Origin of the sequence: Kitasatospora sp. NPDC058184 (genome assembly GCF_042883725.1) — a bacterium.
Taxonomy (GTDB): Bacteria; Actinomycetota; Actinomycetes; order Streptomycetales; family Streptomycetaceae; genus Kitasatospora.
In genome coordinates, this window is sequence record NZ_JBHVVE010000038.1 from 18,648 (window position 1) to 43,207 (window position 24,560).

Below are 24,560 nucleotides of genomic sequence, written 5' to 3' on the forward strand. Positions count from 1 at the left end.
CTCGCATGCCCGACGTCATCACCATCGCCGACGATGCCGACCTTGCCCACCTGGTCGACCTGATCGACATGCTGCCGGACCCGCAGGACACCGGCTTCTGGGGCGACGGGAACATGAGCATCGCCTCGAAGATCGGCCACCGGCTCCGCGCGGTCCTCAGCGGCCGGGCCTACCCGAAGGACGTGGACTACCTCGCGGTGTACGTCCTGAAGTACCTCGGCCGCGGCAACGGCCACATCCCCGAGGAACGGATCGCCAAGAACCTCACCGGCGCCCACGGCATCCCGGCCGCCGGCCACGCCTGGGTCGAGGACGCCACCAGCACCGCCTGGACCCTGGTCACCCGGTACAGCCTCCCAAACTGGCGCGGCCCCCGCACGGCCCCCGGACAGGCATGGCTCCGGGACTGATCAGTTCAACGCCTTGGAACCCGTGGCCCCGCCGCCCGTGGGCGCCTCCGTCTGGGCCCGGGCAGCGCTCGGGCCCAGACGGAGTTTGGGCAACGCCAAGGACGACGCCAAGGACTGATCAGCTGGCCTCCGAGGCCTGCTTCGCCCGGCGGGCCACTCCGGCCGCCATCTTCTGAATGTCAGCCAGAAGCGCCTCGACCGCTTCCGGGTCGGCCTGGCGGGCGGCGAGGTGAGCCGAAGGGGCGAGGACCTTGTAGGCGTTCTGGAGCCCCTTGAGGGCGACCTTCCAGTCCAGCAGCGGGTCGTCGACAACCTCGGCGTCGATGATGAGGCCGGCACCCGCGCCTTGCTGCCCCCCGGGCTGGATCCCCTGGCCGTCCGCACCGGAGCCCGCGGTCTCCGTCTCGTCTTCCGTCAGCTCGGCGCGCTTGGGACCGAGCGCGAGCTGGTCGCGCACCTCGGTGAGCAGCTTGGCGGTGATGCGGCGGCCGGTCCCGGTGGCGAGTTGCCAGAGGGCGCCGAGGTCCTCGGGTCCGTGGTTGCGGTAGACCGGGGCGAGCACTCGGATCCATGACTCGGGGAAGTCCGGCAGGGGCTGCTTGATGTCTGCAATTGCAGACAGCGCCGTGACGACCAGCGGTGTGTCCATGAGCTGGTAGGCGTAGGGGCGGCTGTAGCCCCAGCGGTCTTCGGCATAGTCCTCGAACGTGTCGTACCCGAGGAGGGAGTGGAGGCCCTGGTCCCGGATCTCGCGCAGCGAGGTCCCGATGACGAGGGCCGCTCGGCCTTTGACCCGGTCGACGGCTCCGGCGGCGGCGTCGATCGCGCCCTCGAACGTCTTGAGCCGCTCCTCGGGGGTGCCGGTGACCTTGTCGGGCTCGACCTGTTCGGGGAGCGCGAGGGCGTTGCCGGGCGCCTTGGGTGCCTTGCCGCGGGCGAGGCTCGCCAGACCGGCGGCACGAGGCGCCGGCGGCTGGTTCAGGCCGAAGCGGTCGGCGGTGGTCTCCGCGGCTTGGGTATCGGTCATGCGAGGGCGTCCTGTTCGGCGGCGCGGGTGAGGATTTCGCGGGCGAGGTTGGCGTAGTCCTCGGCGACGCTGGCCGAGGTCGTGGAGATGACGGTGCCGCCGGCGGCCCGGCCGGCGCGCAGGTCCCAGAACTTCGGGTTGCTGGCCGCGGCCATTTCCAGCTCGTGGACCAGCTTGCCGTGCCTTCGGGTGTCGGCGCCCACGGCTTCGGCGTGACGGATGAACGTCTCGAACAGGAGGTCCGCGGTTCCGAGTTCCTGGGCGACGGCTTCGCGGGCGCGCTTCTGGAGTTGGGTGGCGTTGCTGCCGGTGGCGAAGAGGACAACGCCCAGCAGGGTCAGGTTCGGGTTGACCTTCCGGCGCACCAGGCTGAACTGGTGGGAGATGTGGCCGAGGCCCTCGATCGAGCCGGGGTCGGTCTTCGTGGGGGCGATCATCCACCGGGCGGCTCCGAGGGCGAGCTGCTGGAGCGGCTTGTTCTCCGGGGCCGAGTCGATGAAGACCGTGTCGTAGTGGCCCGCGATGGGGGCCAGGGAGATGGCGAGTGCGAGGGCCTGGCGCTTGTCCGCGAACGGGAACGTGGCGCTGAGCATGTTGGGGAGGTTGCCGACCATCGGGCCGCCGACGATGACGTCCAGTCCGGGGCGGATGCCGCGTACGGGGACGAGGGGGCTGCCGGTGGCGAGGGCGTCGTGCAGTGCCTTGCCTTCGTCGTCCTGGGGGCCGTGGCGGTAGCCGAGGTCGTTGCCGCCGTTGCCCTGGCCGTTGACGTCCACGTACAGGACCTGTCCGCCGTCGGCCGCGACCAGGCCGGCGAGGTTGGTGGCTGCCGAGGTCTTGCCGACTCCGCCCTTGCCGTTGGCGAAGACGTAGACGTTGCCGAGGGCGTCCCAGTCGATCTCGGGGATGTCGTCTTCGTCATCGAGCATGCTGTGCTCTCCTGCTTGCTTGTCCTGCTGCGGTTGTCACGCATCGTCCCATGCGGCAGCACCAGCCCACGCAGGACGCCCGGTTCCGGCAGGGACTGGCCCTGTGGTACCTGGCCCGGAAACGCAGAAGGGCCCGCACCCGGCGTTGCGGGGCGGGCCCTTCTGTCTGAGGGTTAGACCGGGACGGCTGACGTTCCGCCGGAGGTGCGTTCAGCCGCCGGGAAGCTCATTTGGGGGCAGTTGCCTACCGGGGGTGGCCGGGCCAGAGTTCGGCGAGGTCGTTGTCGCCGAGGGTGTCGTAGCGGGCGATGATCCGCCAGGCGGTGTCGCACAGGTCGCGGGTGTAGCGCTCGCCGGCGGTGGAGCGGCCGCCGTGCGCGGAGAAGCGGTCGTTGAGGTACTTCCACAGGGCGGGCTGGTCGCCGTCGAAGAACATCAGCAGGTAGTGGCTGAAGTAGGCGACGGCGGCGGGGTCCTCGGCCTTGTTCAGCTTGGCGATGCCGCTCCGCATCTTGCTGAGGATGTACTCCGGGCCGGCGGTGCCCGGGCCGGTGTGGCCGGGTTCGACGATGGTGCTGGCGCCGTTGTCGACGGTGGCCCAGAAGGCGATGTCGTCCCGGCCGGGGAGCATGGCGAGCAGTCGGGCGAGGTGGCGCAGGTCGGGGTCGGTGGCGAAGGCGTCGTTCACGGGTGTCCTTGCGGGTTGGGTCAGCGGGCCAGGGAGACGAAGCCGAAGGCGATCTGGCGCTGGACGACGGGCTGGACGAAGTCCTCGTAGGTCGCGATGTCCGGGGGGTTCACGGCGGTGGTGTAGCCGAACATGACGCCTCCGAGTTCGCGGACGCGGGCGGTCTGTTCCTGGTGGTAGAAGGTGCCGCCCCACTGCTCGAACGGGCTCAGCTGGACCGTCACCGTGGTGCCGTTGAGGTGGGCGGCGGGGGTGTGTCCGGCGCGCGCGGGCAGCGGGCGGTCGATGACGAAGTCCGGGCCCGCGACACGCAGGCCGGCTTCGTGGGCGTGGTCGAGGGTGGCGACCTTCCAGGCGCCGAAGGTGTCCTGGCGCAGCTGGACGCCTTCGAGGTGCGGGTTGACCAGGAGCGTGGGCCAGATGACGGGCCCGTCGTCGCCGGACTCGATGGGCCAGTTGATCAGGTGCGAGCGCCAGGACAGGTTGTTGGAGACGCGGAGGATCGGGCCGTCGTTCCAGCTGGAGGCCTGGCAGGCGGTGTGGTGGAGGGTGGCCATGGTGACGTTGGTGAGCTCGTCGACGTCGACGCACAGCGAGGGCGGTTCGGTGCCGAGCGGCTTGTTGCAGCTCTGGCAGTCCTGGGGCCAGACGTTGCGCAGGACGTCGTTGAGGACCTGCTCGCCGAGGTTGGCCTTGATGTCGGCGTGCAGCGAGACGGCGTTGACGGGCATGCGGTGGTGGATCCTTCCGTGGGCTGGCTGTGGTCGGCGGGGCCCCGGGCCGGTCGGCGCCAGCGCGGCGGGCAAAAGGAGCCCCGGGGTCTCGGGGACGACAGAAGCAGGGCACCGATCAGCACGTTCGGTGTTCATTCCCTCCCCCTGTGTGATGTTCTTGGTGCGCACGGTACGGTCCCCTGACTCCGTGTGGGGGCGGTTTCGAGATGTTCGACCGTCGGGTGCGAAGGACGATGGCCTACCCGGTGCTGGGCGCGGGCCGTCGCCGGTCAGGCCCTTCACCCGCGGCTTCAGGCCGGGACGGCTCCGACGCGGTCGAGTCCGATCGCGTGGCTGACGGTGGCGAGGGTGGCGCCCCAGTCGCCGGCGTGGTGGACGGCGCGGTCGTCGACGTACACAGCGGCGCCGACCTTGGTCCTGGTGACCAGGATCGGGCCGCCCACCACCTGCCAGTACGCCCGCTCGGGGTCCGGGTCGAAGAAGGCGTCCAGGCCGCTGTACCAGCTGACCCAGTCGACGACCTCCGGCAGCCACCGCTCCGGGCGCGCAGTGAAGACGAACACCGCTCGTCGTGCCGCAAGGAGCCGCAGCGCGTTCATCGCGCCGGGCTGGGGCAGGCCGATGCGGCCGCCCTGCCACCCCTGGTCGACGGCGAGTGTGCCGTCCAGGTCCAGGCCCACGGCCTGGCTGGCCGGGCTGTCCGGGGCCGGGGCGATGACGGGTCGGTACATGTGATCCTCCATCGGGTGCTCTGGGCTGGGGGTCTAGAGGAGAGGGAGCTGGTTCCCGTCCGGCTGCTCGGGAACGTTCTCGGTGTGGATCTGGGTGCGGGCGCCGTCGTGGGCGTCGTCGGTGCGGTCGCAGGCGGCGGGCGTGCCCGGGGCGATCGGAGCCTGGGCCGCGATCATCGCGTGGTCGTCGGGGGTCGTGTGGTCTCGCCGGTCGGCCATGCCGAACTCCTCCCGGCGCGAGGTCAACGGGCGAGGACGGCGGCGGCGATGGTCTCGCAGGCGTGGTGAACGGCGCCGTCCATGCAGTACGCGCCGTTCATGCCGTGGTCGGCCAGCCGGTAGAAGTCGCCCTTGCCGGTGGCGTCGGCGAACCGCTGGAGCAGGCCCCCGGGCACCCGCCTGTCGATCGCGTAGTGGGTCAGTCCCGAGACGGCGAGGGCGGCGGCGACCTGGCCGGGGCGCAGGCGCAGGCCGAGCGCGCGGGCGCCGAGAAGGAGGGCGGCTGCCTGGGTGGCGGTGTAAGTCAGGCAGTGGAGGGCGCAGGCGCGGCGGCCGGCGGCGGTGCCGTGGATGGTGCCGTCGTCGCCGGTGACGGGGGAGTCGTCGGTCGCTCCCTTGGTGCGGGCGCAGTGGTCGCTCTGGACGAGGTGGTCGCCGGCGTCGGCCCCGGCGCGGAGCAGGGCGTAGGCGGCGGCGAAGCGGGCGGCGCGGGCGGTGTTCATGGCGGGTACCTCCGAGTTGGGGTGATGGCCGGGCGGCGGCCTCGGATAGCGGCGGCGCAGACGACGGCGAGGACGGGCTCGCCGGACGTCAGGGCGCCTCGCTGCGCGGGGTGTCCACGCCGTCCCGGGCCAGGACGAGGCGCTCGTGGCCGGACCGGGTGGTGTGCTGGCGGGCCGAGGTGATGGTGCCGGTCAGCCGGGCGGCGCCCCGGATGCGGCCCGAGGCGTACAGGTCGGCGATGGTCTGGGTGGTGGTCATGTGCTCCTCCAGGGCGGTCTTCGGTCTCGGCCGGGCGGCCGCGCCGTACACCGCGACGCCCCTGCCGTCCCGGGCGCGGCGGTGGGCGGCGTCGGGTCCGGACGGGAGTTGGTCGGTCAGTCGCCAACGGTGGGCTGGTGGCGGGTGACGGCGGGGGTGAGGAGGGCGGGGTCGGTGGTGTGGCCGATCCAGCGGCCGGCGGTGTCCCACAGGTGCCGTCGGGTGACGCCGTCGGGGGTGGTGACGGCGGCGCTCTGGTAGGGCCCGTAGGGGGCGAGGTCGTGGACGGTCGCGTCGGTGGGCATCGGCTCGTCCTGGGGGTCGCCGGCGGGGGCGAGGTCGCCGGCGACCAGGAGGAGCAGGGGCTGGTCGGGGGTGGGGGTGAGGAGGTGCCCGGTGACCTGGACGTAGGTGCCGGCGGGGTAGGCGTCGTGGAGGGTGGTCTCGTCCAGGTCCCGGTGGGGGTCGGGGAGCATGCAGGTGAGGAGGCTGTAGCCGCCGGGGCTGCCTTCGGCGGGCAGGACCAGGACCCAGCGCAGGATGGCGGAGCCGTGAAGGGTGGTCAGCCGGGGGGCTTCGTGGAGGTAGCCGACGACGGTGGAGGTGGGGTCGGGCATGGCGGGGCCTTCCGGTGACGGGGGCGGCCTGGGTGTGCGGTCGCCCGGAGGGCCGGGGCTGCCGTCCGGCTGGGGGCAGCCCCGGAGTGTCGGGTGGTCGGTCGGAGGCGGGATCGGCGGGCCACGGTCGGGCGCTCGGTGCGCCGACGCGGAACACACCGGCCGCGGCCGGGGCGGTGGCACGGGCCGTGCGGTGGTCTTCTACTCCTGGCCGTCGGTGCGGGTGGCGGCCCTGACCCGGTCCAGGGCGGTGCGGCGCTCCTGGTGGGTGAGGCCGGCCCAGATGGCCTCGCCGGCCCTGGCGGGGTTGGCCAGCGCCCAGGCGAGGCACTGCTGGCGGGTGCGCAGCGCGCACTCGCCGCACAGGGCTTTGGCGGTGGCGGTGCGCTGGTCGGCGTCGGGGGTGCCGTCGGGGAAGAAGACCTCGGGGTCGGTGTCGGGTCGGCGGCAGGGCTCGTCGCCGGTCAGGTCCGGGTAGGCGATGCCTTCGAGCGCCTCCCAGCTGCGCGGGGCGCCGGTGGTGGGGGTGCGGGGTGCGCGGCCGGGGACGGTGGCGGTGATGGGCCCGCTGTGGCGGCGGGTGGTGGCGGTCACCGCTGGTCCTGGGGGTGGTGGGCGCGGTAGTGGTCGTGGCCGGGGCGGGTGTCGGCGCCGGTGGTCGGGGCGAGGAGCTGCTGGAGGGCGCTGGTGGGGGTGGGGTGTTCGCGGGTGGCGGGGCGGCCGCAGGTCCAGCAGTCGGCCTCGGGGCCGGACCAGGTGACCTCGCAGGGGGTGCAGGTGTAGTGGCGGGCGCCGAAGCGGCGGGGCCGGCCCGGCCGGGTGGGGCGGGCGGGGCGGGCGGGGCGGGCGGGGGCGCCGGGGCGGGTGCGTGCCATGGGGGTGTTCCCTTCGTCGCTGGAGAGCGGTGGGGGTGGCTAGAAGGGGGGCTCGGCGCTGTAGGAGCGGGCCGGGCCGGGCCGCCAGGGGATGCGCCGCCAGAAGAGGCCGAGCGCGCAGTCGCAGAACTCCCACTCGCCCTCGCCGTACCACCAGCCGCGGTGGTCGCCGCAGGTGTTGCAGCCGGGCTTGGGGAGCTGTTCGATCGTCACGGCGTAGGAGTCGAGGGTGATCTCGACGCGGCCCAGGCGCAGGCGCGGCGAGCGCCGGGCGAGGAAGTGGGCGCGGATCCGCGTCCGGATCCGGGTGGTGAGCGGCGGGTGGGCCGGGGTGTGGGAGGTGTCGGCGCGCTCGCGCGGGACGGCGACGGGGACTCGCGGCTCGGGCGGCAGGCCGGGGTCGGAGCCGAGCAGGTTGGGGGTCTGGGCGTGGGCGGGGTCGGTGGGGGTCACCGTTCTCCTTCCGTGGTGGGCACAGGCCGGGCGGCCACGCCGCGCACCGGGCGCGCCCCGCGCCCGGGCCGGGCGGGCCTGGGCGCAGGGCGCGGTGGTGGGCAGCGTGGCCGCCCGGTCAGTGCTCGGCGGGCGCCTGTTGTTCGAAGTGCGCGGCGAGGTGGCGCAGGATGCCCGCCACGCTCGCGGCCGGGATGCTGCCGTGGACCTCGGCGACGCTGTTCTTGTCGACGGTGACGATCAGCGGGTAGTCGTCGGTGTTGAGCACCTTGACGTCGAAGGCGGACATGGCGGTCTCTCGTTTCTCGTTCGGGTTCGGGGCGGGCGGTCGCCCGGCCTCCGGGGGACCGGGCGGCCGCCTGGGTCGGTGGCGGGTGGTGTCAGTGCCCGCGGACGTGGTGGACCGCGGCGAAGCCCTCCTCGGACAGCCGCGTGCGGACCACGGCGGCGAGGCGGTGTTGCAGGCGCACGACGACGTCGGGCACGCGCTGCTCGTCCGGGCGCTGCGCGTTGCGGTGCAGGCAGGTGTCCAGCGGTGTGTCGACTGTGATGGCGACGGCGCGCCGTCCGTACTGGCGGGCGAGGCGGACCAGGCGCACACGGTGCGCGGCCAGGACGCTCGTGTTGTCCGCGTAGGTCGTCTTCCCGCGGCGCAGGCGCGTGGCGATGATCTGGTTGTGGATCAGGAGCGCGTCCGGGGTGGCGCCCTGGTCGCCGGGCTCGCTGACGGCCGCGCGCAGCCGGTCGAGGCTGACGACCTGGTGGGACGGGACGTTGGTCAGCAGGGTCGACTTGCCGCTCGCGCTGGCTCCGATCATGACGACCAGGTCGCCGGGCCGGACGAGGTCGAGGACGGGGTTCGGGGTGGGGAGGCGGGTCACGGTGTGCCTTTCGGGCGGTGGTCGGCGGGTGTGGTGGGGTGCGGCGCTGTCCCGCCCGTCCGGGGATCCGGGTGGGCGGGACAGCGCTGCGGTGAGGGGGATCAGGCGCGGGTGGCCGCGGCGAGGATCGCGGCGTGGTCGAACGCCAGCTGCTCCGGGAGGCCGTCGACCGGCCACCAGCGGGCGGTGCGGGCGTCGTCGCCGGCGGCGGTCGGGGTGCCGTCCGGGACGACGGCGAGGTAGGCGACGGTGACGTACCGGCCGCGCGGGTCGCGGCCCGGGGCGTCCCAGACGCCGAGCTGGAGCAGGTCCGCGGTGTCCACCCGCACGCCGGTCTCCTCCGCCAGCTCCCGGGCGGCCGCGTCACGGCTGGTTTCGCCGGGGTCCACGTGGCCGCCCGGGAGCGCCCAGGCCCCCTCGAAGGGCGGCCAGCCTCGCTCGATCAGCAGGACGCGTCCGTCCGGCGTGGTGGCGACCACGTCGGCGGTGTAGCGAATGGATTCGACGACTTCTTCGGCCATCTCGGCTCTCCTTGGGTGTGCGCCGGTCGTGCGGACGCCGGCGCCGCGCGCCAAGGCCCGGGCTTCCGTCGGTGGGCGGGTTGGTGGGCGGCGTCGGGTGGGGTGTGCCAGCGGGTTACGGGCGGCAGGCGGCGGCCTGGCCGAGGACGTAGCAGCGCAGGTCGATGTCGGCGGGCAGGGCGGGCGCCCGGTCGCCGAACAGGACGGCGCCGGCGGCGACGACGAAGACCCGGGTGACGGAGTCGGAGCCCTTCTTCGTCTGCGGGGCCTGGAACATCAGGTAGCGGGCGGTCAGGTAGTCCTGGAGCGTCGGGGCCGGGGTGGTCAGCAGGATCAGCGCCCACTGGTGCAGGAGGGCGCTGTGCTCGGAGTCCGGGGTGACGGTGTAGAGCGGCTGTCCGCCGGTCTCCATCCGGGAGGCGTCCAGGCCGCGCGCGGCGACGCGGACGGTCAGCTGCTCGGCGGCGGCGCGGGCGGCGGCTCCGCGGAGGAGGCGGTTGCCGGCCAGGCGGATGCCGTTGGGCAGGGTGATCCAGTTCTGGAGTTCGTCGTCGTCGGGGGCCTCGATGGTGAACCGGGCCAGGGCGGCGCGGCCGTAGCGGTCCATCGCCTCCCAGGCCGGGGTGGACGCGCCGCCGGTGTAGGTGCGGGTGGCCGCGTCCCACACCGAGCCCTCCCTCAGCCGTCCGACCTGGCCGATCCGGTCGAAGTTGGCGCTGTGTCCGGTGATCGGGGTGCGGAAGCGCTCGGGATCGTGGGTGAGGCCCTGGCCGAGGCGGCCGGCCGCGGCGAGGGCGAGGCGGTGGCGCCACTCGATCAGCTCGGCGTGGACCTGGCCGAGGGCGGTGATGCGGTCCGCGTGGGTGCCGGCCTGCGTCCAGAGGTCGACGATCCGGGTCGCGGCGGTGGAGGCCGCGGCGGCCTGCTCCGAGGCGAAGGCGCGGATCGGGGCCTGCCGGTCGGGGTCGGTGGTGCGCAGGGCGAGCGGGCTGGTGGGGAAGTGGCCGGGGGTGATCGGCGCGGTGGTCGTCATGGGTGGTCTCCCGGGTCGGGGTGTGCCGGGCGTCCGGACACCGGCGCCGCGCACCAGCCCGGGCCGCCCCTAGGGGATGGTGGACCGGCTGGTGGGCAGCGTCGGTGTCCGGACGTCAGCCGGCGGTGCGGGTGGGCTCGGGGCCGGTGCCCGACCGCGGCCGGGTGGTGGGGGTGAGCGGGCGGGTGGGGGTGTGGGCGGTCAGGGAGGCGAGGGTGAGGAGGAGCGCGCAGATCGCGGTGGCGGTCCAGCGGCTGGCGGGGTGGGTTCCGGCCCAGACGGTGGCGGTGGTGACGGCGGTCCAGACGGTCCAGGCGACGGTGCGGCCGGTGAGGCCGGGGCGGCGGCCGGCGGCGATGAACAGGAGCAGGCCGGTCACCCACCAGGCGGTGAAGAGGGCGCCGGGGGTGAACGGGAGCGCGTCGCTGTGGGCGGTGAGGTAGTGGCGGACGGGGTCGCTGACGAGGTGGGCCAGGCGGTCGGCGGTGTCCCAGGGCCGGGTGGCCTGGAGCCAGTTCCAGGCGTCGAGGCCGAGGCGGCCGGCGAGGCCGAGCAGGGTGCCGAGCACGGTGGCGGTGATCCAGCCGCCGCCGAGGACCAGGGCCGTGGCGGTGACGGCGGCGGTGACCGCGACGCCGGCGGCGACGGCCTTGCCCGGGGTGTCGAGGGTGGGCCACTCCAGCCGGACGAACTCGTCGACCTCGGTCAGCAGGCGGCGGGCGTCGTGGTGCCAGCGGGGCCGGTCGGCGGCGGTGGCGGCGGTGGACGTGGTGGTCATCGTGGACGGGGTCCTTCCGGGTGTGCCTGGGCCCGGCCGCGCGGTGCGTGCGGCCGGGCCCAGGGGTAGGGGCGGGTGCGGTTGTCGTTTCAGCGGGTGGGGGTGTCGCCGAGGAGGCTGATCGGCTCGTCGGCGTCGGCGCAGGCCCAGGAGCAGTAGCGGCCCAGGACGCCGTCGCCGTCGTACGGGGCGCCGTCCAGGACGCACGCGTTCACGGCGCCGTCCGGCGCGTCGTGACGCGGGCCGGTGTCGAGGCCGTCGTCCTGCTGGTCGATGAGCCAGGGCTCCCAGGTCGGTTCCGGGATGGCGGGCGCCCGGGGCGCCGGGGCGGTGGGCGGCTCGGGCAGGTAGACGCTGGGCAGGTGGTCGCGGTCGACGAGGGGCCGCGGGACGGGTCTGCGGACGGGCAGCCGTCCGAGCAGGGACCGAAGGGGTCGGGGGATGGGGGTCACGCGGGCCCTTTCGGGGGTCAGGCGGCGTCGTGCGCCGCCGGATTGCGGGCGTCGGGCTGGGACTTCAGCCGGTCCGGGACCGGGCTGGCGGCGGGGGCGGGGGCAGGCAGGGTGGCGTTGGCGGCGGCGGTGAGCCGTTCGGCGAGCGCGGCGGCGTCGTCCGAGGCGTCGTACAGGGCGGCGACGAGGGCGGGCGGCTGCTCCTGCCAGTTGGCGGCGGCGCCGAGGTGTTCGAGGTGGACGGCGAGGTCGAGGGCGGTGGCGCGGGCGTCGAGCAGGACGGGCTGGTAGGAGAGCGGGTCGGTGAGGGTCTTCGGGGCGGTGCGGTCGGCGCGCTCGCGCGCGGAGCGGATGGCCTGGTCGGTGCGGGTGTTGTGCTGGTCGAGCCCGGCGCGGGTGGTGTGGGCGCGGGTGCGGCCGGCGAGCAGGGTGCGGAAGGTGCCGAGCAGAGCCACAGGCGTCTCCTGTCTGCGGGGCTGCGGTCCTGATGACCGGGCAGCCGCGCCGGTCCCGGCGCCCGCCCCTCGCGGTGCGCGGGGGAGGGGGCCGGGGCCGGCGTCGGCCGACCGCTCGTCAGGAGCCGATGGCCTTGCGGGACCGGCCGAGGACCTCGGCGACCAGGTCGGGCAGCGCCATCAGCTCCCGGGTGGTCTTGCGGTCGGTGAACTCCACGACGGCGGCCAGCACCTCCTGGCCGCCGTCGGCCTGGTTCTCGATCCGCCCGGCGATCAGGGCGAACATGCCGAGGTCCAGGGTGTTGTAGGCCTCGGTGCCGCCGGTCGCGTTGCAGGGGATGGTGACGGTCAGGGAGCCGGACCCGTCGGTGAGGACGATGCGGGTGGTGTAGCTGTCGGGGTAGGTCCGCTCGGTGACGATCCCGTCCACGCTGATCAGCGAGCGGGCGGGGGCGGCGGCGACGCGGGCGGGGTTGTCGGTCATCACGGGACTCCTTCGGCGTTCGGGCGGGGCGGTCGGGACGGCGCCGGGTCAGGTGTTGAGGCGGACCGGCATCAGCAGGTGCTGGTAGGTCTCGTCGATCTCGTCGGTGCGGCCGACGAGGCGCGCGGGCTGGTGAGGGTGGGCGATCTCGATGCGGACCTCGGGCGTGCCGGGCGCCTTGAGCGCGTCGAGCAGGTAGGCCGGGTTGAAGGCGATGGTCAGGGGCAGGCCGAGGTCACCGGTCACGTTGGCGGGGATGCGGTCGCTGGCGTGGGCGTCGTCGCCGTGGCCGGCGTCGACGGCCAGTTCGCCGTCGGTGATGTGCAGCCGGACGGCGGTGTTGCGGGCGGCGACCAGGGCGACGCGCTGGACGGCGGTGGCCGCGTCGGCGGCCTGAACGGTAACGGCCAGGGGCCGGTCGGCGGCGAACATCTTGTCAAGGCTGGGGAAGGTGTAGCCGGTCAGGAGGCGGGTCATGTAGCTGCGCCCGCCGGGCAGGGAGAGGGCGAACAGGCCCTCCGACCAGTGCAGGGTGAGGGTGTGGTCGCCGGACAGCGCGCGGGCGGCGTCCGCCAGGGTCTTGCCGGGGATCAGGATCCGGGCGCCCTCGGTCTCCGGCGCGGTGCCGGTCCCGTCGTCGGCCTTGCCGCGGCGCTTCTTCGCCGGGACGGTGGGCAGGGTGCCGGTCGGGCGGACGGTCAGCGCGCGGCGGCCGATCCGGTACCGGTCGGTGGCGGCGAGGATCAGGTCGGTACCGTCCAGGCTCATCTCGATGCCGGTCATGGCGGGCAGCGCGTCCTCGGTACCGACGGCGACGGCGACCTGGGCGACGGCCGTGGCGAAGTCCTCGGCGCCGGTGGTGGCGACGGCGTCCGGCAGGGAGGGCAGGGCCGGGTACTCGTCGGCGGGCAGGGTCGGCAGGTTGAAGCGGGCGGTGCCGCAGGCGAGGGTCAGGCGGCCGCTGGCGTCGTCCAGCTCGATGTCGACCTGGGCGGTCTTGGGCAGGCGGGCGCAGATGTCGGCGAGCAGGCGGCCGGGAACGAGCGCCCGGCCGTCGTCGGCGATCTCGGCGGTGACGGTGGCGGTCGTGTAGACCTCGGTGTCGCTGGCGGCCAGGTGCAGGCCAGTGCTCGTGGTGGTCAGCATCATGCCGAGCAGGACGGGGAACGCGGCCCGTCCGGGCAGGGCCTTGGCGGTGTAGGAGACGGCTTCGGCGAGCTTGTCGGCGTCGGCGCGGAGCTTCATCGAGCAGGGCCTCTCAGATCGGATCGGGGATCGGTTCGGGCAGGGGGCGGAGGTCATGCGGGGTGCGGGCCGCGCGGGGGCGGGCCGGGCGGGCGGTGTGCGGGCCGCAGGGTGAGGCGGGTCAGGCGGCGCGCCGCTCCCGGGACTGGCCGAAGGGGTCGCAGGTGGGGTAGTCGGTGTCGAGCAGCAGGCAGTCGTCGTAGTCGTCGACGCGGTCCGCGACGAGTTCGGCGGTGCCGTTCCAGCCGGGGACGAGGACCATCACGGGGGCGTGGTCGGGCAGGTCGGCCAGGAGGGTGGCGAGGTCGCGGACGGTCAGCGCGCCGAGCAGCTCGCGGCGGGCGCTCGGCGTGGTCGCCGCCCCCGCGATGGCGGGGGCGGGCAGGTCGAGGGTCAGGGAGTTCGGGTCGGGGTCGGCCGGGGTCGTGTACAGGACGAGCGCGCCGTCCCAGGCGGTGGAGCGCACCGGCGCGATGTCGAGGCGGTTCCAGGCGGGGGTGCCGACCATGACGGGCAGGTTCTCCGGCAGGTCGGCGAGGCGGGTGGCGAGGTCGCCGGTGGTGATGCGGGCGGCGCTGTAGGGGGTGCCGGTGATCCGCCAGGGCTTCTGGCGGTCGACCGGCGGCTGAAGGGCGGAGTCGGGGGAGATGGCGGTGACGGTGGTGACCACGGGTGTCCTCCACGGGTGCGCGGTGTCGGCCGGGCGGCCGCGCCGCGCACCACCGCGCCCCGCCGGCCGGGGCCCGAGGCCGGGCGGCGGGGCGCGGTGGTGGGCAGCGTGGTGGCCCGGACGGGTGGTGCTACCTGGTAGGGCGGGGCATCGAGCGGCATTCGGCGGCGTGACGGTTCGCGTCGTTGTGGGCCTTGTTTCGCTCGTCGGGCAGGTACGGGTCGCCGAAGGCGTTCACCGAGCCGCGGGTGTCGCATCCGCGGCACTGCCAGGTGAAGCCGTCGACCTCGCGCCAGTGGTCGCTGACGTAGGGGCGGCCCTGCGCGGTGTAGTTGGTGCGGAACCGGCGGCTCGTCAGGTCGACGTGGGCGCCGCCGGCGGTCAGGTAGCGGGCGAGGACGCCCTCGGGCCAGTCGGTGGCCCATGCGGTGCTGCTCATCGGTTCTCCTCGGGGTGTGTGGTGGCGGTCGGTTGGTCGGTCGGCCCCGTCACCAGGCCGCCCTCGTCCCCGGCGCGGCTGCGGGACGAGGGCGGGCCGGGGGCGAGACCGGGCGACCGACCGTCAGTGGGCGAGCAGGACGAGGAGCAGGACGACCACGGGGGCGAACATGCCGAGCAGGTAGACGAAGCGCATCGCGCGATCCTCCTGGGGAGTCGGGTCGGGTGCCGGGGGGGGTCAGAGCCAGCGGCGGGGGGTGCGCATCTTGATGCGGCGGCCGGCGACGGCGTCGATGTCGATGTTGATCTTGTTGTTGACCTTGCCGCCGCCGGTGCCGGTGAGGCGGCTGAGGAAGATGCCGCCGAAGACGATGGCGGCGACGATCGCCACGGTCTGGAGGGCGGCGGCCGCGGCGACGATGGCCTGGAAGAGGAAGACGAGGGCGATGCTGGCACCGCCGACGGCGAGGGTGCCGAGCAGCAGCTTGACCATGCCCGGGGTGAGGTAGTCCTGGACGGTGGCGGGGGCGGCCTGCTGCGGGACCGGCGGCTGGAGGACCATCGGGTGGGGCATCGGCTGGTAGGCCGGCATGCCGTAGGCGTGGGCCGGGGCCTGGGTGAGGAGGAGGGGCTGTCCGTCGGGGCCGATGGCCTGGACGACGCCCTGGTGCAGGGGGGCGGCGCCGGTGGGCAGCACGACGTAGGCGGTGGCGTCCGGGCCGTACAGGGGGCGCGGCTGCTCGGGGTAGTACTGCAGCGGCACCGGCGGGTGCGCGGGCTGCTGCCCTGTGGGCTGGGGGTACGTCATGGGGTGGTGTCCTTCCGGCTGGGTCGGGAGGTGCGGCCGGTCGTGCCGGCCGTGGACGCTTCGGCGTCTTCGGCGGCCCCCGGGCGGTGTCCGCGCGGGGGCCACCGGAGCAGTCGGGGCGTCGGCTGTACGTTGTCGGGCCTGGTTACGGAGTGCGAGCGGGGGGCTTGAGCGCGGGCTCGTCGCGCTCGACTTCCCCGCGCACCCGCTGGCAGGTGCTGCGCGTCTGCTCGGGCGCGCCGGACAGCAGGCCCCGCTCGGTGAGCGCCGCGTGGATCTCGGCGGCCAGCGGACGGCGGCCGAGCGCGTCGTACAGCGCGCGGACGGTCGCCTTGCGGGCGTACAGGAGCGCGGCGTCGCTCATCGGCGTCTGCTGGTGAGCGGCGGGGTCCTGCGGGACGGCGGGCGGGAGCGCGCGCTGCGCGTCGTTGGTCCCGCCACCTGCGGCGATCTCGCGCTCACGGGGGTGCGCGCCGTGAGCGTCCGGGCCGCCCCCGGCCCGGTGGTGAGCGGCGGGCAGCGACTGCCCGCCGTGCGGCGGGCGCGGGGCGGGTACCGCGTGCGCGCCGTCGGTGGCGGTGGCGGGCACGGGCGGGGCCGCGGCGGGCGCGGGCTGCTCGCCGTGCGCGTCCTTGCCGTGGTCCATGAGCTCGTGGACGCGCCGGATCGCGATGGGGACGACCATGGCGAGCGGCACCGCCAGCTGCCATTGGATCTTCCACTCTCCGTGAGCGTCCTGGGCGACGCCGAGGAGGTGGAGGTCGGTGAGGATCGCGGCGATCTGGCACAGCATCATGACGCCGAGCGCGATGCCGGTCTCCTTGCGGGCCTTGCTGCGGGTCGCGGCGATCACCCAGCCGTCCAGGCAGACGGCGAGCAGCCACGCCAGCGTGGTGTGCATGCCGGCGACCACCGCGAGCTGGTGCTCGCGGGTGGAGGTGTAGACGATGCCGGCGTAGAGGACGGTACGGGTGAGCAGGTACGGGATGCGGCCCAGGTACCAGCGGTGGGCCCGCCGGTACCAGCTCTGGTGCCGGGCGGCGGCTGCTGCCTCCAGGCGTTCCTGTTCCTCGGTCAGCTCGGCGACGCGGGCCTCGGCCTCGGCGACCTGCGCCAGGACCTCGCCGACGACCCTGTCTGCGTCCTTGCGGGCGGTGTTGCGGATCCGCTCGGCGTCGGCCTCGGCCCGTCCCCGCGCCGAGTTGGCCTGTCGCAGCGCCTCCCTGGTGCCCTGCTCGGCCTCGTGGATGGCGGCCTCGGCGTCGTCGCGCAGCCGCTGCACGGCCTCCTGGCCGCGCTCGCGCAGCTCGGCGGCCTGCCGGGCGCCGTCCTCGCGGAGCTCCCGCGCCTCCGATTCGGCCGCCTCGCGCAGCCGGCGGGCCTCGTCCTGGGCGTCCTCGCGGACCGTGTCGGCCTCGGCGCGGGCGGCCTCGGTGACCCGGTCGGACGTCGCCTCGGCGTCCTGGCGGGTCTCCTCGGCCTGCTCCTGGGCCGTCGTACGGATCTCCCGGGCGGTCTCGGCGGCCCGGTGACGGATCGTCTCGGCCTCGGTGGCGGCCTCGGCCAGGGTCCGGTCGGCGGCCGCGGAGGCGTCGCGCTGCAGGGCCGCCGCCAGTTCCCGGGCCCGGGTCAGGTCCTGTTCGGCCAGGGCGCGGTCGGCGGCAGCCCGGTCTCGGGTGCGCCCCAGCTGGTGGCGGGCGCCGTCGACCTGCTCCTGGATGTCGGCGAGGTCGCCTTCGGCCCGGCGGCGGGCGGCCGAGGCCTCCCGCTCGACCTTGCCGAGCACCTCGGCGGCCTGCTTCTCGGCGGCCTCGGTGATGCCGGCGGCCAGCAGGCGGGCCTGCTGCTCGGCGTCGGCGACGCACCGGTCGGCGTCGGCCGCGCCCTGCGCGCGGGCCTGGTCGGCGAGCTTCTCGGCGTCGGCGAGGAGTTCCTGGGCGCGGGTGCGGGCGTCGGCGAGGAGCCGGTCGGCGCCGGCGCGGGCGTCGGCGGTGGCCTGCTCGCGCAGCCAGGCCGCGTCGGTTTCGGCGCCGGCGAGGAGGGTGGCGGCGTCGTGTTCGGCGTCGGCGCGGGCCTGGGTGGCCATCTGGTTGACGGCGTCGGTGATGCCGGCGGCCTCGGCGGCCGCGGCGGTGCGGGCCCGGTGCAGGAGGGTGGCGGCGTCGTGGGCGGCGAGGTCGCGGATGTCGGCGGCGCGGTCGCGGGCGTCGGCCAGGAGCACCGCGGCGACGGCGTCCAGGGGGTCCCGGACGGGGTCGGCGGGGTCGGTGCGGTGGGTGTCGACAGGGGCCGGGAGGGCCGCCGCGGGGGGTCGGGGCGGGGTGGCGGAGGTCTTCCGGCGGGTGGCGGCGGGACGCCGGGCGGGCGTCTTGGTCGGGCTCACTGGTTACCTTCCGTAATGTGCGCAGGGGGAGGCGGGCGCACAGTGCGCCAGGGACGAATCGGTGTTATTCGGACTGTGCGCGGCGGTGTGCGGCCGATGTGCGCCTGTGGTTCTAAGGCCCCCAGGGGGGTGCGCACTGTGCGGGGGCCCCGCACAGTGCGCACCCCGGGTCGGTCACTGTCCGTTGCCGTCGGGGTCGTCGGCGAGGGGGGAGCGGAGGAGGTCGTAGCAGCCGAAGCCGGCCTCGGACTCGTCCTCGCTGATCACTCCGTCGGCGATCAGGCGGTCGCGCTCGCGGTAGAACCAGCGGCGGGAGTCGCGCAGGTCGACGCGGACCATGATGTCCGCGACGTCCTTCGGGGCGAAGGAGAAGCGGCCGGCGCGGATCCAGGCGTCGAGGCGCTCGTAGAGCACCTGGCGGGCCTGGTCGGTGGTGAGGCGCTCGTCGTCGCCGCCGGTGAGGTCGAGCGTGGGGGCGTCGGGGGCGGGCGGCTCGATCTCCTGCTCGATGCCGACGGCGTACTGGCCGGGCTCGGGGTCGTCGTCGGCGATCTGCTGGAGCATCTCGGTGAGTTCGGCGATCTCCTTGGCCATGGTTTCGTCGTCCACGTCGTCGATGTCCTCGATTACAGGGGCCTGGATGGCCGGCGGGGTGTTGGTGTGGCGCACGGGGCGGGGCAGCCAGTCGGCCGGGTCCGCGACGGGCGGCTGGGCGGGGGTGGTGGGGCCGAGGCCGAGGGTGGGGACGTCGTCCTCGCCGAGCAGCGGCTCGGGGTAGACGGTGCGGCTGGTCCACAGGTCGCCGAAGGCTTCGGCGGTGACCGGGTCGAGCGGGGTGCGGATCGCGGCGCCGGCGGTGACGGCGGCGGCCAGGTCGGCGTTGCCGGCGAGGAAGGTGCGGCCGGTGATCGCCCACCGGTCCTCGGGGATGCCCAGGCCCGCCACGTAGCAGTAGCCCGGCTTGCGGTTGCCCCACTGCGGCCAGGCGCCGGCGTCGATCGCCTCGTCCGGCAGGCAGTACTGGGCGTCCGCCCCGTCCCTCAGGCCGAAGCACAGGCCTGCGGGGCTGTTGGCGCGGGCGTCGGTGTCCATGTTGTCGTGGGTGGCGCGCTGCAGGGACGACTCGAACCAGATGCCGGCGGCGCGGGCGGTACGCAGGACCTTCTTGTAGGCCTCGCCGTCGGCGAAGTCCGCGGCCTCCTCGCCGATGATGACGATGAAGTTCAGGCCGCAGCCGGGCTTCCAGACGCTCAGGCCCTTGGCCGCGAGGGCGGCGGAGCGGGCCTTGATGACCGGGCCGAGCTTCTTGAAGAAGATCCGGGCCATCGACTCGTCCTCGATGGGCCAGACGCCGTGCTGCACGGGGCCGAAGTCCTGGCTGAACTTCGAGCAGTCGATGACCACGACGGTCACCTCGGTGCGGGTGCACGCCTCGGCGACGATGATCTTGTTGGCGAAGGTCTTGCCGGCGCCGTTGACGCCCATGCCGATGGCGTGCTCGACGTTGCCGTTCTTCAGCGGGCCCGGGTCGCGCAGCTGGCCGGGGATGTTGATGAGGAGGTCCTCGCCGTCCTCGTAGCGGCCGAGCGGGATCGGCAGGTCGCCGAAGCTGCTGCCGAACGCGGACGGGCCCTGCCAGGGGAAGCCGCCCTTGAGGAGGTCGGCGACCTGGATGCGGACGCTGATCCTGGAGGAGTCGTCGTCGTCCACATGGTGGGTGATGCGGCCGGCGCCGAGCTTCATGGCGGAGGCCATGGCGGGCACCTTGCGGGCGAATTCGTCGGCGGTGGCGCCGTCCTTGGCCTCCATCTGGACGTGGACGGTGCCCTTGCCGTTCGACTTGGCCTCGTGGATCTCCATCTTCGCCAGGCCGATCTCGGACTCGAGCCGGGCCAGCTTGCCGCCCTCCTTCGCCTCCTTGCCCGCCTTGCCGCCGAACTTGCTCCACATGTTGTTCGCGGCGGCCTGGGCGACGCCCAGGGCGAGCCAGGCCTGCGCGAGCAGCGCGTTGTCGAGTCCGGCGATCAGGCCTGCGACCGAGGCGACGGTGCCCAGGCCGACGTTGGCCTGGTGGACGATCGCGGTCGCGGTGTCGGCCTTGCGCCGGCGGTCCAGGAACTGCATCCAACGGGACAGGCCCAGACCCAGGGAGGCGGTGACGAGGGTGGCCACCGGGGTGGTGACCGGGTCGCCGCCCCACGTCAGGTGGCCGATCTCCACGAGCAGGCCGCCGACGACCGGCGCCGCCCACGGCACGCCGTACGTCAGCCACGGCCCGTTCTGCTCCACCCGCTCCTTCGCGGCGGTGCGCGCGGCGTTGAGCCGCGACCAGCGGCCCTCGACGGGGCCGACGCTGTCGATGTTGCGTGCCATCAGAACCGTCCTCCTGCCTCACCGGGGCGGCCGGGGCCGCGAAGGTTGGCGTCGTCACCGATGGAGAATCCGCGGCCGCCGCGGCCCTGGTTGCGCTTCGCCGCCTGCGCCGCCTCGACCTCGGGCTTGACGAAGTGCTTGACGAAACTGGCGTACATCTTCACGCCGGCCAGGCCGAGGATCTTCGCGGCGGCCGAGCCGGCCCGCAGGTGCGCGCCGACGAGCTTGCCGCGGCCCTTGGAGTCGAGGCCGAACAGGAACCAGCGGCCCTTGTACTGGGACAGGACGGCCGCGACGACGTCGGCGTCCATACCGATCCGCATGTGGAGCTCCAGGCCGATCCTCCGCAGGAGCTTCGCGTAGGTGAACAGGTCGCGGTCGGTGACGAACTCGACCTTCTCCAGCTGCTGGACCAGCCGGGCCAGGTTCGAGCTGTCGCCGCCGGAACCGCCGGAGCTGCTGCTCGCGTCGGCGGCCGCCGAGGAGCTCGCGGCCGAGCCGGCCGTCGCGCTCGCGCTCGTGGGGGCGTTGATGGTGACGTTCATCGGGAACAGCGAGCGAGAGCTGTTCTTGGTGACGTTCGTCTGGCGGCGCGGCGCGGCCGCCGGGGGGACCGGCGCGGCCGGCTTCTCGAACTTGCCGCTGTCGCCGGGCTGGGGCGGGATGCTCATGTCGAGTACCTCTCGGTGCGTGGGACAGGGATGGAGTGGGGCAGGAAGGACGGGACGCCGGGGCGTCTTCACCGGCCACCGGTCGCCGGCCAGGAGGCCGGGTCCGGGGACCAGGGGAGACGGCCGCCGTCAGCTGCCGATCTGCGTGACGGCCTGGGCGAGCTTGCCGAGCGCGTCGTTGATGACCGGCCCCGCCGAGGTCGAGGCGAGCAGGAACCCGGTCAGCGCGAAGACGAGCGCCCGGCCGACACTGCGGTCCTCGCCGCGCAGCAGCACGAAACTGAGCACGAGGAACAGCACGAGCAGGGAGATGGTCACGGGAAGAGGCCTCCGTCGGGATCAAGGTGGTGGAGCGGGGACCGGCTGCTCCCTTCCGGCCCCCGGCCGCGGCGGCGGACGGGGGAGGGGAGGCAGCATCCGGGCGGCGCTGCCGGCCGCCGCCCGGGAGGGCACGACGGCGGCCGGCAGCGGCCGGTCAGGCGCGGGTGGCGGCGGTGCGGACGACGGCGAGGGCGAGCTCGACCGCCTCGGCCCAGTCGCTCAGGTCGGCGGACCCGCCGGTGGCCCGCGCCGCCAAGTAGCGGCTGGTCAGGTCCTCCAGGGCGGCCTCGGCGGTGCGGTGCACCTCGTCGGGGTGGACGAAGTCGCCCTCCAGGACGGCGAGCAGCTCCTGGACGCCGGTGCTGATCCGCCGCGCCAGGGACCCGACCTGCGGGTCGGAGGCGCGGCGCAGGACGGTGGTGGTGACGCGCAGCCGGGTCCGCTCGGCCAGCTCCTCGACCAGGACGAACAGGCCCGCGCGGCCGTGGGCCAGGTCGATCTGCTCGCGCAGGTCGACGATCCGGGCGGCCGGGGCCCGCCGGATCCCGTGCCGGGCCCGGCCGTACTCGCGCTCGGCCGTGATCGCGGCCGCCTCGCGGGTCTTGCGGGCGGTGCGCCAGGCCAGGCGCAGGGCCGGGTCGTCCAGCCGGCGGCCGAGCTCCGCCAGCGGCTCCAGCGGGTCGGGGGTGCCGGGGGAGTTCTTCACGCCGAAGTACGCGGCCATCTCGTCGAGCTCGCTCACAGGTGTCCTCCTGTAGAAGGGGAGAAGGGGCGGGCGGTGCGTCGGGCACCGACGAACACCGCCGCACCCCCGGCCCCCGTGTCAGCGGGGGCGGGACGCGGCGGCGAACGACAACCGACCGACGGGTGGTCAGGCCAGGGCGGCCAGGCACCGCAGCGCCTCGACCTGGTCGGGGTGGGCGGCCTCGTGGAGGAAGTGCCGCTGCTCCAGGAGCGCGCCGTCGGTGGCCGGCACCTCCAGGACCGGGTCGGCCCAGACCGCAACGTCGCGGGCGTCGAGCCTGCTCATGTAGGCCACGTACTCGGCGTGGTCCGCCTCCTCGTACGCGCGGTGCATCTCCTCCAGCTCGGCCTGCCGACGCTCGTACTCCTCGGTCGTCATCACGGCGTTCTCCTTCTCTCCTGGTCTGGGGGGGTACGGCTACTACTGCTGTCCGGCCTTCTCGGCCTGCGCCCGCTGGTGCATCTCGCGGGCCCGACGCAGCAGCTCGTCCATCTGCCGGGTCCAGGCCTGATCCTCGGAGCTGCTCACCGGCCACCGCCGGCGGGGGCGGGTGCGGGCGGGGCCGGCGGAGTGGTCGGGGTGGGCGGGATGCTGACGCCGCCGCCGTTGGCGTAGGCGCGGCAGACGGCGAAGTCAGTGGTGGTCACTGGCCACCGCCGGTGGGCTGCGGGGGCGGGGTGGGGAGCGGCTTGTTGCCGTAGCCGCCGTTGACGTTGTGGTCGGCCATCGGGATCACCCGGCCAGCGGCAGCCGGTGCAGCTGCGCGAACGCGATCGAGGTGGCGGCGGGGCGCAGCGGGCGGGGGACGGGGAGGTGGCCGGCGGCGTCGACGCGGTCGGTGGCCAGCTCGGCGGTGTCGGCCGGGTCGGCGAAGCGGGCCATGTCGCCGGTGGGGGTCTCGGTGTCGGTCCAGGCGGCCTCGCGGGTCCAGGCGTCGACGGTGAGGGCGGCGGTCGAGGCCAGGTCGTCCCAGGAGACGTCGGCGCCGAGCGCGACGTACTCGGTGACGTCGGCCCAGACCTGGGCGGTCAGGTCGTCGGCGGTGTCCGAGTCGGCGGGACGCTCGGCCCGGGCGAGCAGGCCGAGGACCAGGGCCTCGACGGCGGTGGAGTACCGGGTGTAGAGGGCGTCGAGGGAGCCGATCGCGGTGCGGTTCGCCGTTGTGGTGGGGGCGGTGGACTGTGCGGCGGGCGGGTGGGGCATGCTGGACAAGCGGATCACTCCCGGGTGGGTGGGATTCGAAGTTCGGCCCCGGGGGCGCAACCCCGGGGCCGTCGTCTTGCTGGCTGTACGAGCAGCCACGGCCGCCGCCGACCCCGTCGTGCTCGGGGTCGGCGGCGGCCGTGGTCGATCGTCCTGGTGGTGGGTCAGGCTGAGCGGTGCCTGGGCCGGTTCTCCTCCGGCTCGGCGGCGCCGAGGTACTGCCCGATGAGGTATCCGGGGACGACGGCCGCGCACTCGTGCCACGACGGCCGTCCCTGCTCCGACGGGACGCGGGCCACGCCGTGCTCCGCGCCGTCGCGGGTGCGGGCCAGGTAGGCGACCAGGTGGGTTCGCATCAGGCCGCGGTGTGCAGTGCGCTCATGTACGTGAGGGCCCACTGGCTCCGGGGACGGGGGAGGGGGCCGTGGTCCGTGGTGGCGGCGAGCTCGGCGACGTCGACCGGGTCGGCGGCGGTGTCGAGCTGGCCTGCCAGGTCCACCGTCGGCTGGTCGCGGAGACCGTCGACGAGGACGGCGGCGCGGGCGTCGAGGATCTCGGTGAACGAGAGGCCGCCGGAGGTGGCGGTGAGTTCCACGGCGTGCAACCACAGCTCACCGCACAGGTCGTCGACCGTGTCCACAGTGGTGTCGTCCAGGCTGGCCTCGTCCAGCAGCTCGAGGACCAGGTCGCGCAGGGCTGCCGAGTGCCAGGTGTAGGCCTCGGCGAGCAGCGCGGTGGCCTTGGGGGTGAGGGTGTCGGTCATCGCGGTCTCCTCGGGATCGGTCACGCGGGGCGGGCGGGGATGCGGTGCGGGGCAGAGCGACGGCCGCCGCCCACCCCGTCGTGCTCGGGTGGGCGGCGGCCGTGGTCGTTCGTGCTGGTGGTGGGTCAGGCGCTGGCGAGCCGGCCCCGGCGCTTGCGGTGCTTCCGGGGCGGCTCGGTGGCCACGCCGTCGGGCAGGCCGAGCGAGAAGAGGGGGCCCCGCGCGCCGTACAGCGGCTGCTCCCGCACCGCGTCGGTGACGAGCACGTCGACGCGGACGGTCTCCCAGCCCCGGGCGCGCTTCCGCGCGGCCGGCCTGGCGGACTCGGTGGGCCCGGCCGGACGGCCCTGCGCGATGTGGAGCACCGCCCGGGGTGTCGGGGCCTTGACCTTGCGCAGGACGGTGGTGGGCCGGCGGGCCGCGGTCTCGGTGCTGCCCTCCTCGATGTCCCGTGCCCAGCGCGCCAGCAGGACGTCGATCTCGACGATCCGGCGGGCGGAGGGGCAGCGGGTGTCCCGCTGGCCGGCCTCCAGCTCGGCGCCGGACAGGTCGGTGGAGTAGTGGTCCCGGATGGTGCGCGTCCCGCCCTCGATACCCATGATCCGCTGCCAGGTCCGGCAGTCGGGGCAGACCACGGTGGTCACCTCGCCGGGGCGGATGTTGTAGAGGTGGGGGCGCAAGGTCGAGAGCTTGAGCGGGGGGAGAGCGGAGCGGCGCTTGGTGCGGGTGCGAGCGGGCATCGGGGCCTCCTGGCGGGAAGACGAGAAGCGCGGGGAGCGGGGAGCGGGACTTGCTGCTCTCTCCGCCCGCCAGGCCCGCGGCCTGATCGGCCGGCAGTCCTGGCGCACAGACAGCGCAGCAGCGCTGTGGGGTAGTGCCCGATATGTGGCA

The 24,560-nt window shown here is 74.5% G+C and carries 36 protein-coding genes; 1 reads left to right on the plus strand and 35 read right to left on the minus strand.

Translation table 11 applies throughout. From position 1 onward, the window contains the following. Positions 1-5: 5 nt before the first annotated feature. Complete coding sequence (locus ACFVXH_RS39590; RefSeq protein WP_387831022.1) at positions 6-410, plus strand: hypothetical protein; 405 nt, start codon at positions 6-8, stop codon at positions 408-410. Between the two features lie 118 nt (positions 411-528). On the opposite strand, the gene ACFVXH_RS39595 is transcribed toward ACFVXH_RS39590, so the two are convergent. The 35 genes from ACFVXH_RS39595 to ACFVXH_RS39765 form a co-directional block, all read right to left on the minus strand. Then, positions 529-1,437: a hypothetical protein gene (locus ACFVXH_RS39595; protein WP_387831023.1), complete on the minus strand. Its 909-nt coding sequence runs from the start codon at positions 1,435-1,437 to the stop codon at positions 529-531. Next, on the minus strand, positions 1,434-2,366 hold the full coding sequence (locus tag ACFVXH_RS39600; RefSeq protein ID WP_387831024.1) for a ParA family protein: 933 nt from the start codon (positions 2,364-2,366) through the stop codon (positions 1,434-1,436). Before ACFVXH_RS39600 ends, ACFVXH_RS39595 begins: the two co-directional genes overlap by 4 nt. Positions 2,367-2,610: 244 nt before the next feature. After that, positions 2,611-3,054, minus strand: a complete 444-nt coding sequence (locus ACFVXH_RS39605) for a hypothetical protein (RefSeq protein ID WP_387831025.1) — start codon at positions 3,052-3,054, stop codon at positions 2,611-2,613. A gap of 20 nt (positions 3,055-3,074) precedes the next feature. Beyond that, positions 3,075-3,785, minus strand: coding sequence for a hypothetical protein (locus tag ACFVXH_RS39610; protein WP_387831026.1), 711 nt, complete (start codon positions 3,783-3,785; stop codon positions 3,075-3,077). Between the two features lie 293 nt (positions 3,786-4,078). Further along, complete coding sequence (locus ACFVXH_RS39615) at positions 4,079-4,519, minus strand: hypothetical protein (RefSeq protein WP_387831027.1); 441 nt, start codon at positions 4,517-4,519, stop codon at positions 4,079-4,081. 33 nt (positions 4,520-4,552) lie between these two features. Further along, positions 4,553-4,738, minus strand: a complete 186-nt coding sequence (locus tag ACFVXH_RS39620; protein ID WP_387831028.1) for a hypothetical protein — start codon at positions 4,736-4,738, stop codon at positions 4,553-4,555. A 23-nt stretch (positions 4,739-4,761) separates the two neighbouring features. Further along, positions 4,762-5,241, minus strand: a complete 480-nt coding sequence (locus ACFVXH_RS39625; RefSeq protein WP_387831029.1) for a hypothetical protein — start codon at positions 5,239-5,241, stop codon at positions 4,762-4,764. Between the two features lie 88 nt (positions 5,242-5,329). Continuing rightward, complete coding sequence (locus tag ACFVXH_RS39630) at positions 5,330-5,500, minus strand: hypothetical protein (protein ID WP_387831030.1); 171 nt, start codon at positions 5,498-5,500, stop codon at positions 5,330-5,332. 116 nt (positions 5,501-5,616) lie between these two features. Then, a complete protein-coding gene (locus ACFVXH_RS39635; protein WP_387831031.1) occupies positions 5,617-6,117 on the minus strand; it encodes a hypothetical protein in 501 nt (166 codons plus the stop codon). A gap of 201 nt (positions 6,118-6,318) precedes the next feature. Beyond that, positions 6,319-6,711: a WhiB family transcriptional regulator gene (locus ACFVXH_RS39640; RefSeq protein ID WP_387831032.1), complete on the minus strand. Its 393-nt coding sequence runs from the start codon at positions 6,709-6,711 to the stop codon at positions 6,319-6,321. Further along, positions 6,708-6,992 (minus strand): hypothetical protein, encoded by a 285-nt coding sequence (locus ACFVXH_RS39645; protein WP_387831033.1) that lies wholly within the window; start codon positions 6,990-6,992, stop codon positions 6,708-6,710. The genes ACFVXH_RS39640 and ACFVXH_RS39645 overlap by 4 nt, the downstream gene beginning before the upstream one ends. A gap of 39 nt (positions 6,993-7,031) precedes the next feature. After that, on the minus strand, positions 7,032-7,445 hold the full coding sequence (locus ACFVXH_RS39650; protein WP_387831034.1) for a hypothetical protein: 414 nt from the start codon (positions 7,443-7,445) through the stop codon (positions 7,032-7,034). A 118-nt stretch (positions 7,446-7,563) separates the two neighbouring features. Next, positions 7,564-7,734: a hypothetical protein gene (locus ACFVXH_RS39655; protein WP_387831035.1), complete on the minus strand. Its 171-nt coding sequence runs from the start codon at positions 7,732-7,734 to the stop codon at positions 7,564-7,566. 91 nt (positions 7,735-7,825) lie between these two features. Further along, positions 7,826-8,326, minus strand: a complete 501-nt coding sequence (locus tag ACFVXH_RS39660; protein WP_387831036.1) for an AAA family ATPase — start codon at positions 8,324-8,326, stop codon at positions 7,826-7,828. Positions 8,327-8,427: 101 nt separating this feature from the next. After that, entirely contained in the window at positions 8,428-8,847 is a 420-nt protein-coding gene (locus ACFVXH_RS39665; RefSeq protein ID WP_387831037.1) for an NUDIX domain-containing protein, read from the minus strand. Between the two features lie 115 nt (positions 8,848-8,962). After that, positions 8,963-9,880 carry a hypothetical protein gene (locus tag ACFVXH_RS39670; RefSeq protein ID WP_387831038.1) on the minus strand — a complete coding sequence of 306 codons (918 nt, stop codon included), beginning with the start codon at positions 9,878-9,880 and terminating at the stop codon, positions 8,963-8,965. Positions 9,881-9,995: 115 nt separating this feature from the next. Further along, on the minus strand, positions 9,996-10,658 hold the full coding sequence (locus tag ACFVXH_RS39675) for a hypothetical protein (RefSeq protein ID WP_387831039.1): 663 nt from the start codon (positions 10,656-10,658) through the stop codon (positions 9,996-9,998). An 89-nt stretch (positions 10,659-10,747) separates the two neighbouring features. After that, positions 10,748-11,110, minus strand: coding sequence for a hypothetical protein (locus ACFVXH_RS39680; RefSeq protein ID WP_387831040.1), 363 nt, complete (start codon positions 11,108-11,110; stop codon positions 10,748-10,750). Between the two features lie 17 nt (positions 11,111-11,127). Then, entirely contained in the window at positions 11,128-11,565 is a 438-nt protein-coding gene (locus ACFVXH_RS39685) for a hypothetical protein (protein ID WP_387831041.1), read from the minus strand. 118 nt (positions 11,566-11,683) lie between these two features. Then, positions 11,684-12,049, minus strand: a complete 366-nt coding sequence (locus ACFVXH_RS39690; protein ID WP_387831042.1) for an OB-fold nucleic acid binding domain-containing protein — start codon at positions 12,047-12,049, stop codon at positions 11,684-11,686. A gap of 48 nt (positions 12,050-12,097) precedes the next feature. Next, complete coding sequence (gene dnaN / locus ACFVXH_RS39695) at positions 12,098-13,294, minus strand: DNA polymerase III subunit beta (RefSeq protein ID WP_387831043.1); 1,197 nt, start codon at positions 13,292-13,294, stop codon at positions 12,098-12,100. 121 nt (positions 13,295-13,415) lie between these two features. Further along, positions 13,416-13,964 (minus strand): hypothetical protein, encoded by a 549-nt coding sequence (locus ACFVXH_RS39700; protein WP_387831044.1) that lies wholly within the window; start codon positions 13,962-13,964, stop codon positions 13,416-13,418. 130 nt (positions 13,965-14,094) lie between these two features. Beyond that, on the minus strand, positions 14,095-14,403 hold the full coding sequence (locus tag ACFVXH_RS39705) for a hypothetical protein (protein WP_387831045.1): 309 nt from the start codon (positions 14,401-14,403) through the stop codon (positions 14,095-14,097). A 237-nt stretch (positions 14,404-14,640) separates the two neighbouring features. Continuing rightward, complete coding sequence (locus tag ACFVXH_RS39710; protein WP_387831046.1) at positions 14,641-15,210, minus strand: hypothetical protein; 570 nt, start codon at positions 15,208-15,210, stop codon at positions 14,641-14,643. A gap of 145 nt (positions 15,211-15,355) precedes the next feature. Continuing rightward, a complete protein-coding gene (locus ACFVXH_RS39715; protein WP_387831047.1) occupies positions 15,356-17,593 on the minus strand; it encodes a hypothetical protein in 2,238 nt (745 codons plus the stop codon). Between the two features lie 174 nt (positions 17,594-17,767). Next, positions 17,768-19,966 (minus strand): hypothetical protein, encoded by a 2,199-nt coding sequence (locus ACFVXH_RS39720; protein WP_387831048.1) that lies wholly within the window; start codon positions 19,964-19,966, stop codon positions 17,768-17,770. Beyond that, positions 19,966-20,637 (minus strand): hypothetical protein, encoded by a 672-nt coding sequence (locus ACFVXH_RS39725; protein WP_387831049.1) that lies wholly within the window; start codon positions 20,635-20,637, stop codon positions 19,966-19,968. The genes ACFVXH_RS39720 and ACFVXH_RS39725 overlap by 1 nt, the downstream gene beginning before the upstream one ends. A 129-nt stretch (positions 20,638-20,766) precedes the next feature. Further along, a complete protein-coding gene (locus ACFVXH_RS39730) occupies positions 20,767-20,955 on the minus strand; it encodes a hypothetical protein (protein WP_387831050.1) in 189 nt (62 codons plus the stop codon). A 157-nt stretch (positions 20,956-21,112) separates the two neighbouring features. Continuing rightward, on the minus strand, positions 21,113-21,700 hold the full coding sequence (locus tag ACFVXH_RS39735) for a hypothetical protein (protein WP_387831051.1): 588 nt from the start codon (positions 21,698-21,700) through the stop codon (positions 21,113-21,115). Positions 21,701-21,829: 129 nt separating this feature from the next. Then, a complete protein-coding gene (locus tag ACFVXH_RS39740; protein WP_387831052.1) occupies positions 21,830-22,081 on the minus strand; it encodes a hypothetical protein in 252 nt (83 codons plus the stop codon). 146 nt (positions 22,082-22,227) lie between these two features. Continuing rightward, positions 22,228-22,350, minus strand: coding sequence for a hypothetical protein (locus ACFVXH_RS39745; RefSeq protein WP_387831053.1), 123 nt, complete (start codon positions 22,348-22,350; stop codon positions 22,228-22,230). Positions 22,351-22,435: 85 nt separating this feature from the next. Continuing rightward, positions 22,436-22,915: a hypothetical protein gene (locus ACFVXH_RS39750; RefSeq protein WP_387831054.1), complete on the minus strand. Its 480-nt coding sequence runs from the start codon at positions 22,913-22,915 to the stop codon at positions 22,436-22,438. Between the two features lie 155 nt (positions 22,916-23,070). Beyond that, positions 23,071-23,262 carry a hypothetical protein gene (locus ACFVXH_RS39755; RefSeq protein WP_387831055.1) on the minus strand — a complete coding sequence of 64 codons (192 nt, stop codon included), beginning with the start codon at positions 23,260-23,262 and terminating at the stop codon, positions 23,071-23,073. Next, positions 23,262-23,669, minus strand: coding sequence for a hypothetical protein (locus ACFVXH_RS39760; RefSeq protein ID WP_387831056.1), 408 nt, complete (start codon positions 23,667-23,669; stop codon positions 23,262-23,264). Before ACFVXH_RS39760 ends, ACFVXH_RS39755 begins: the two co-directional genes overlap by 1 nt. A gap of 125 nt (positions 23,670-23,794) precedes the next feature. After that, positions 23,795-24,409: a hypothetical protein gene (locus ACFVXH_RS39765; protein ID WP_387831057.1), complete on the minus strand. Its 615-nt coding sequence runs from the start codon at positions 24,407-24,409 to the stop codon at positions 23,795-23,797. Positions 24,410-24,560 lie beyond the last annotated feature (151 nt).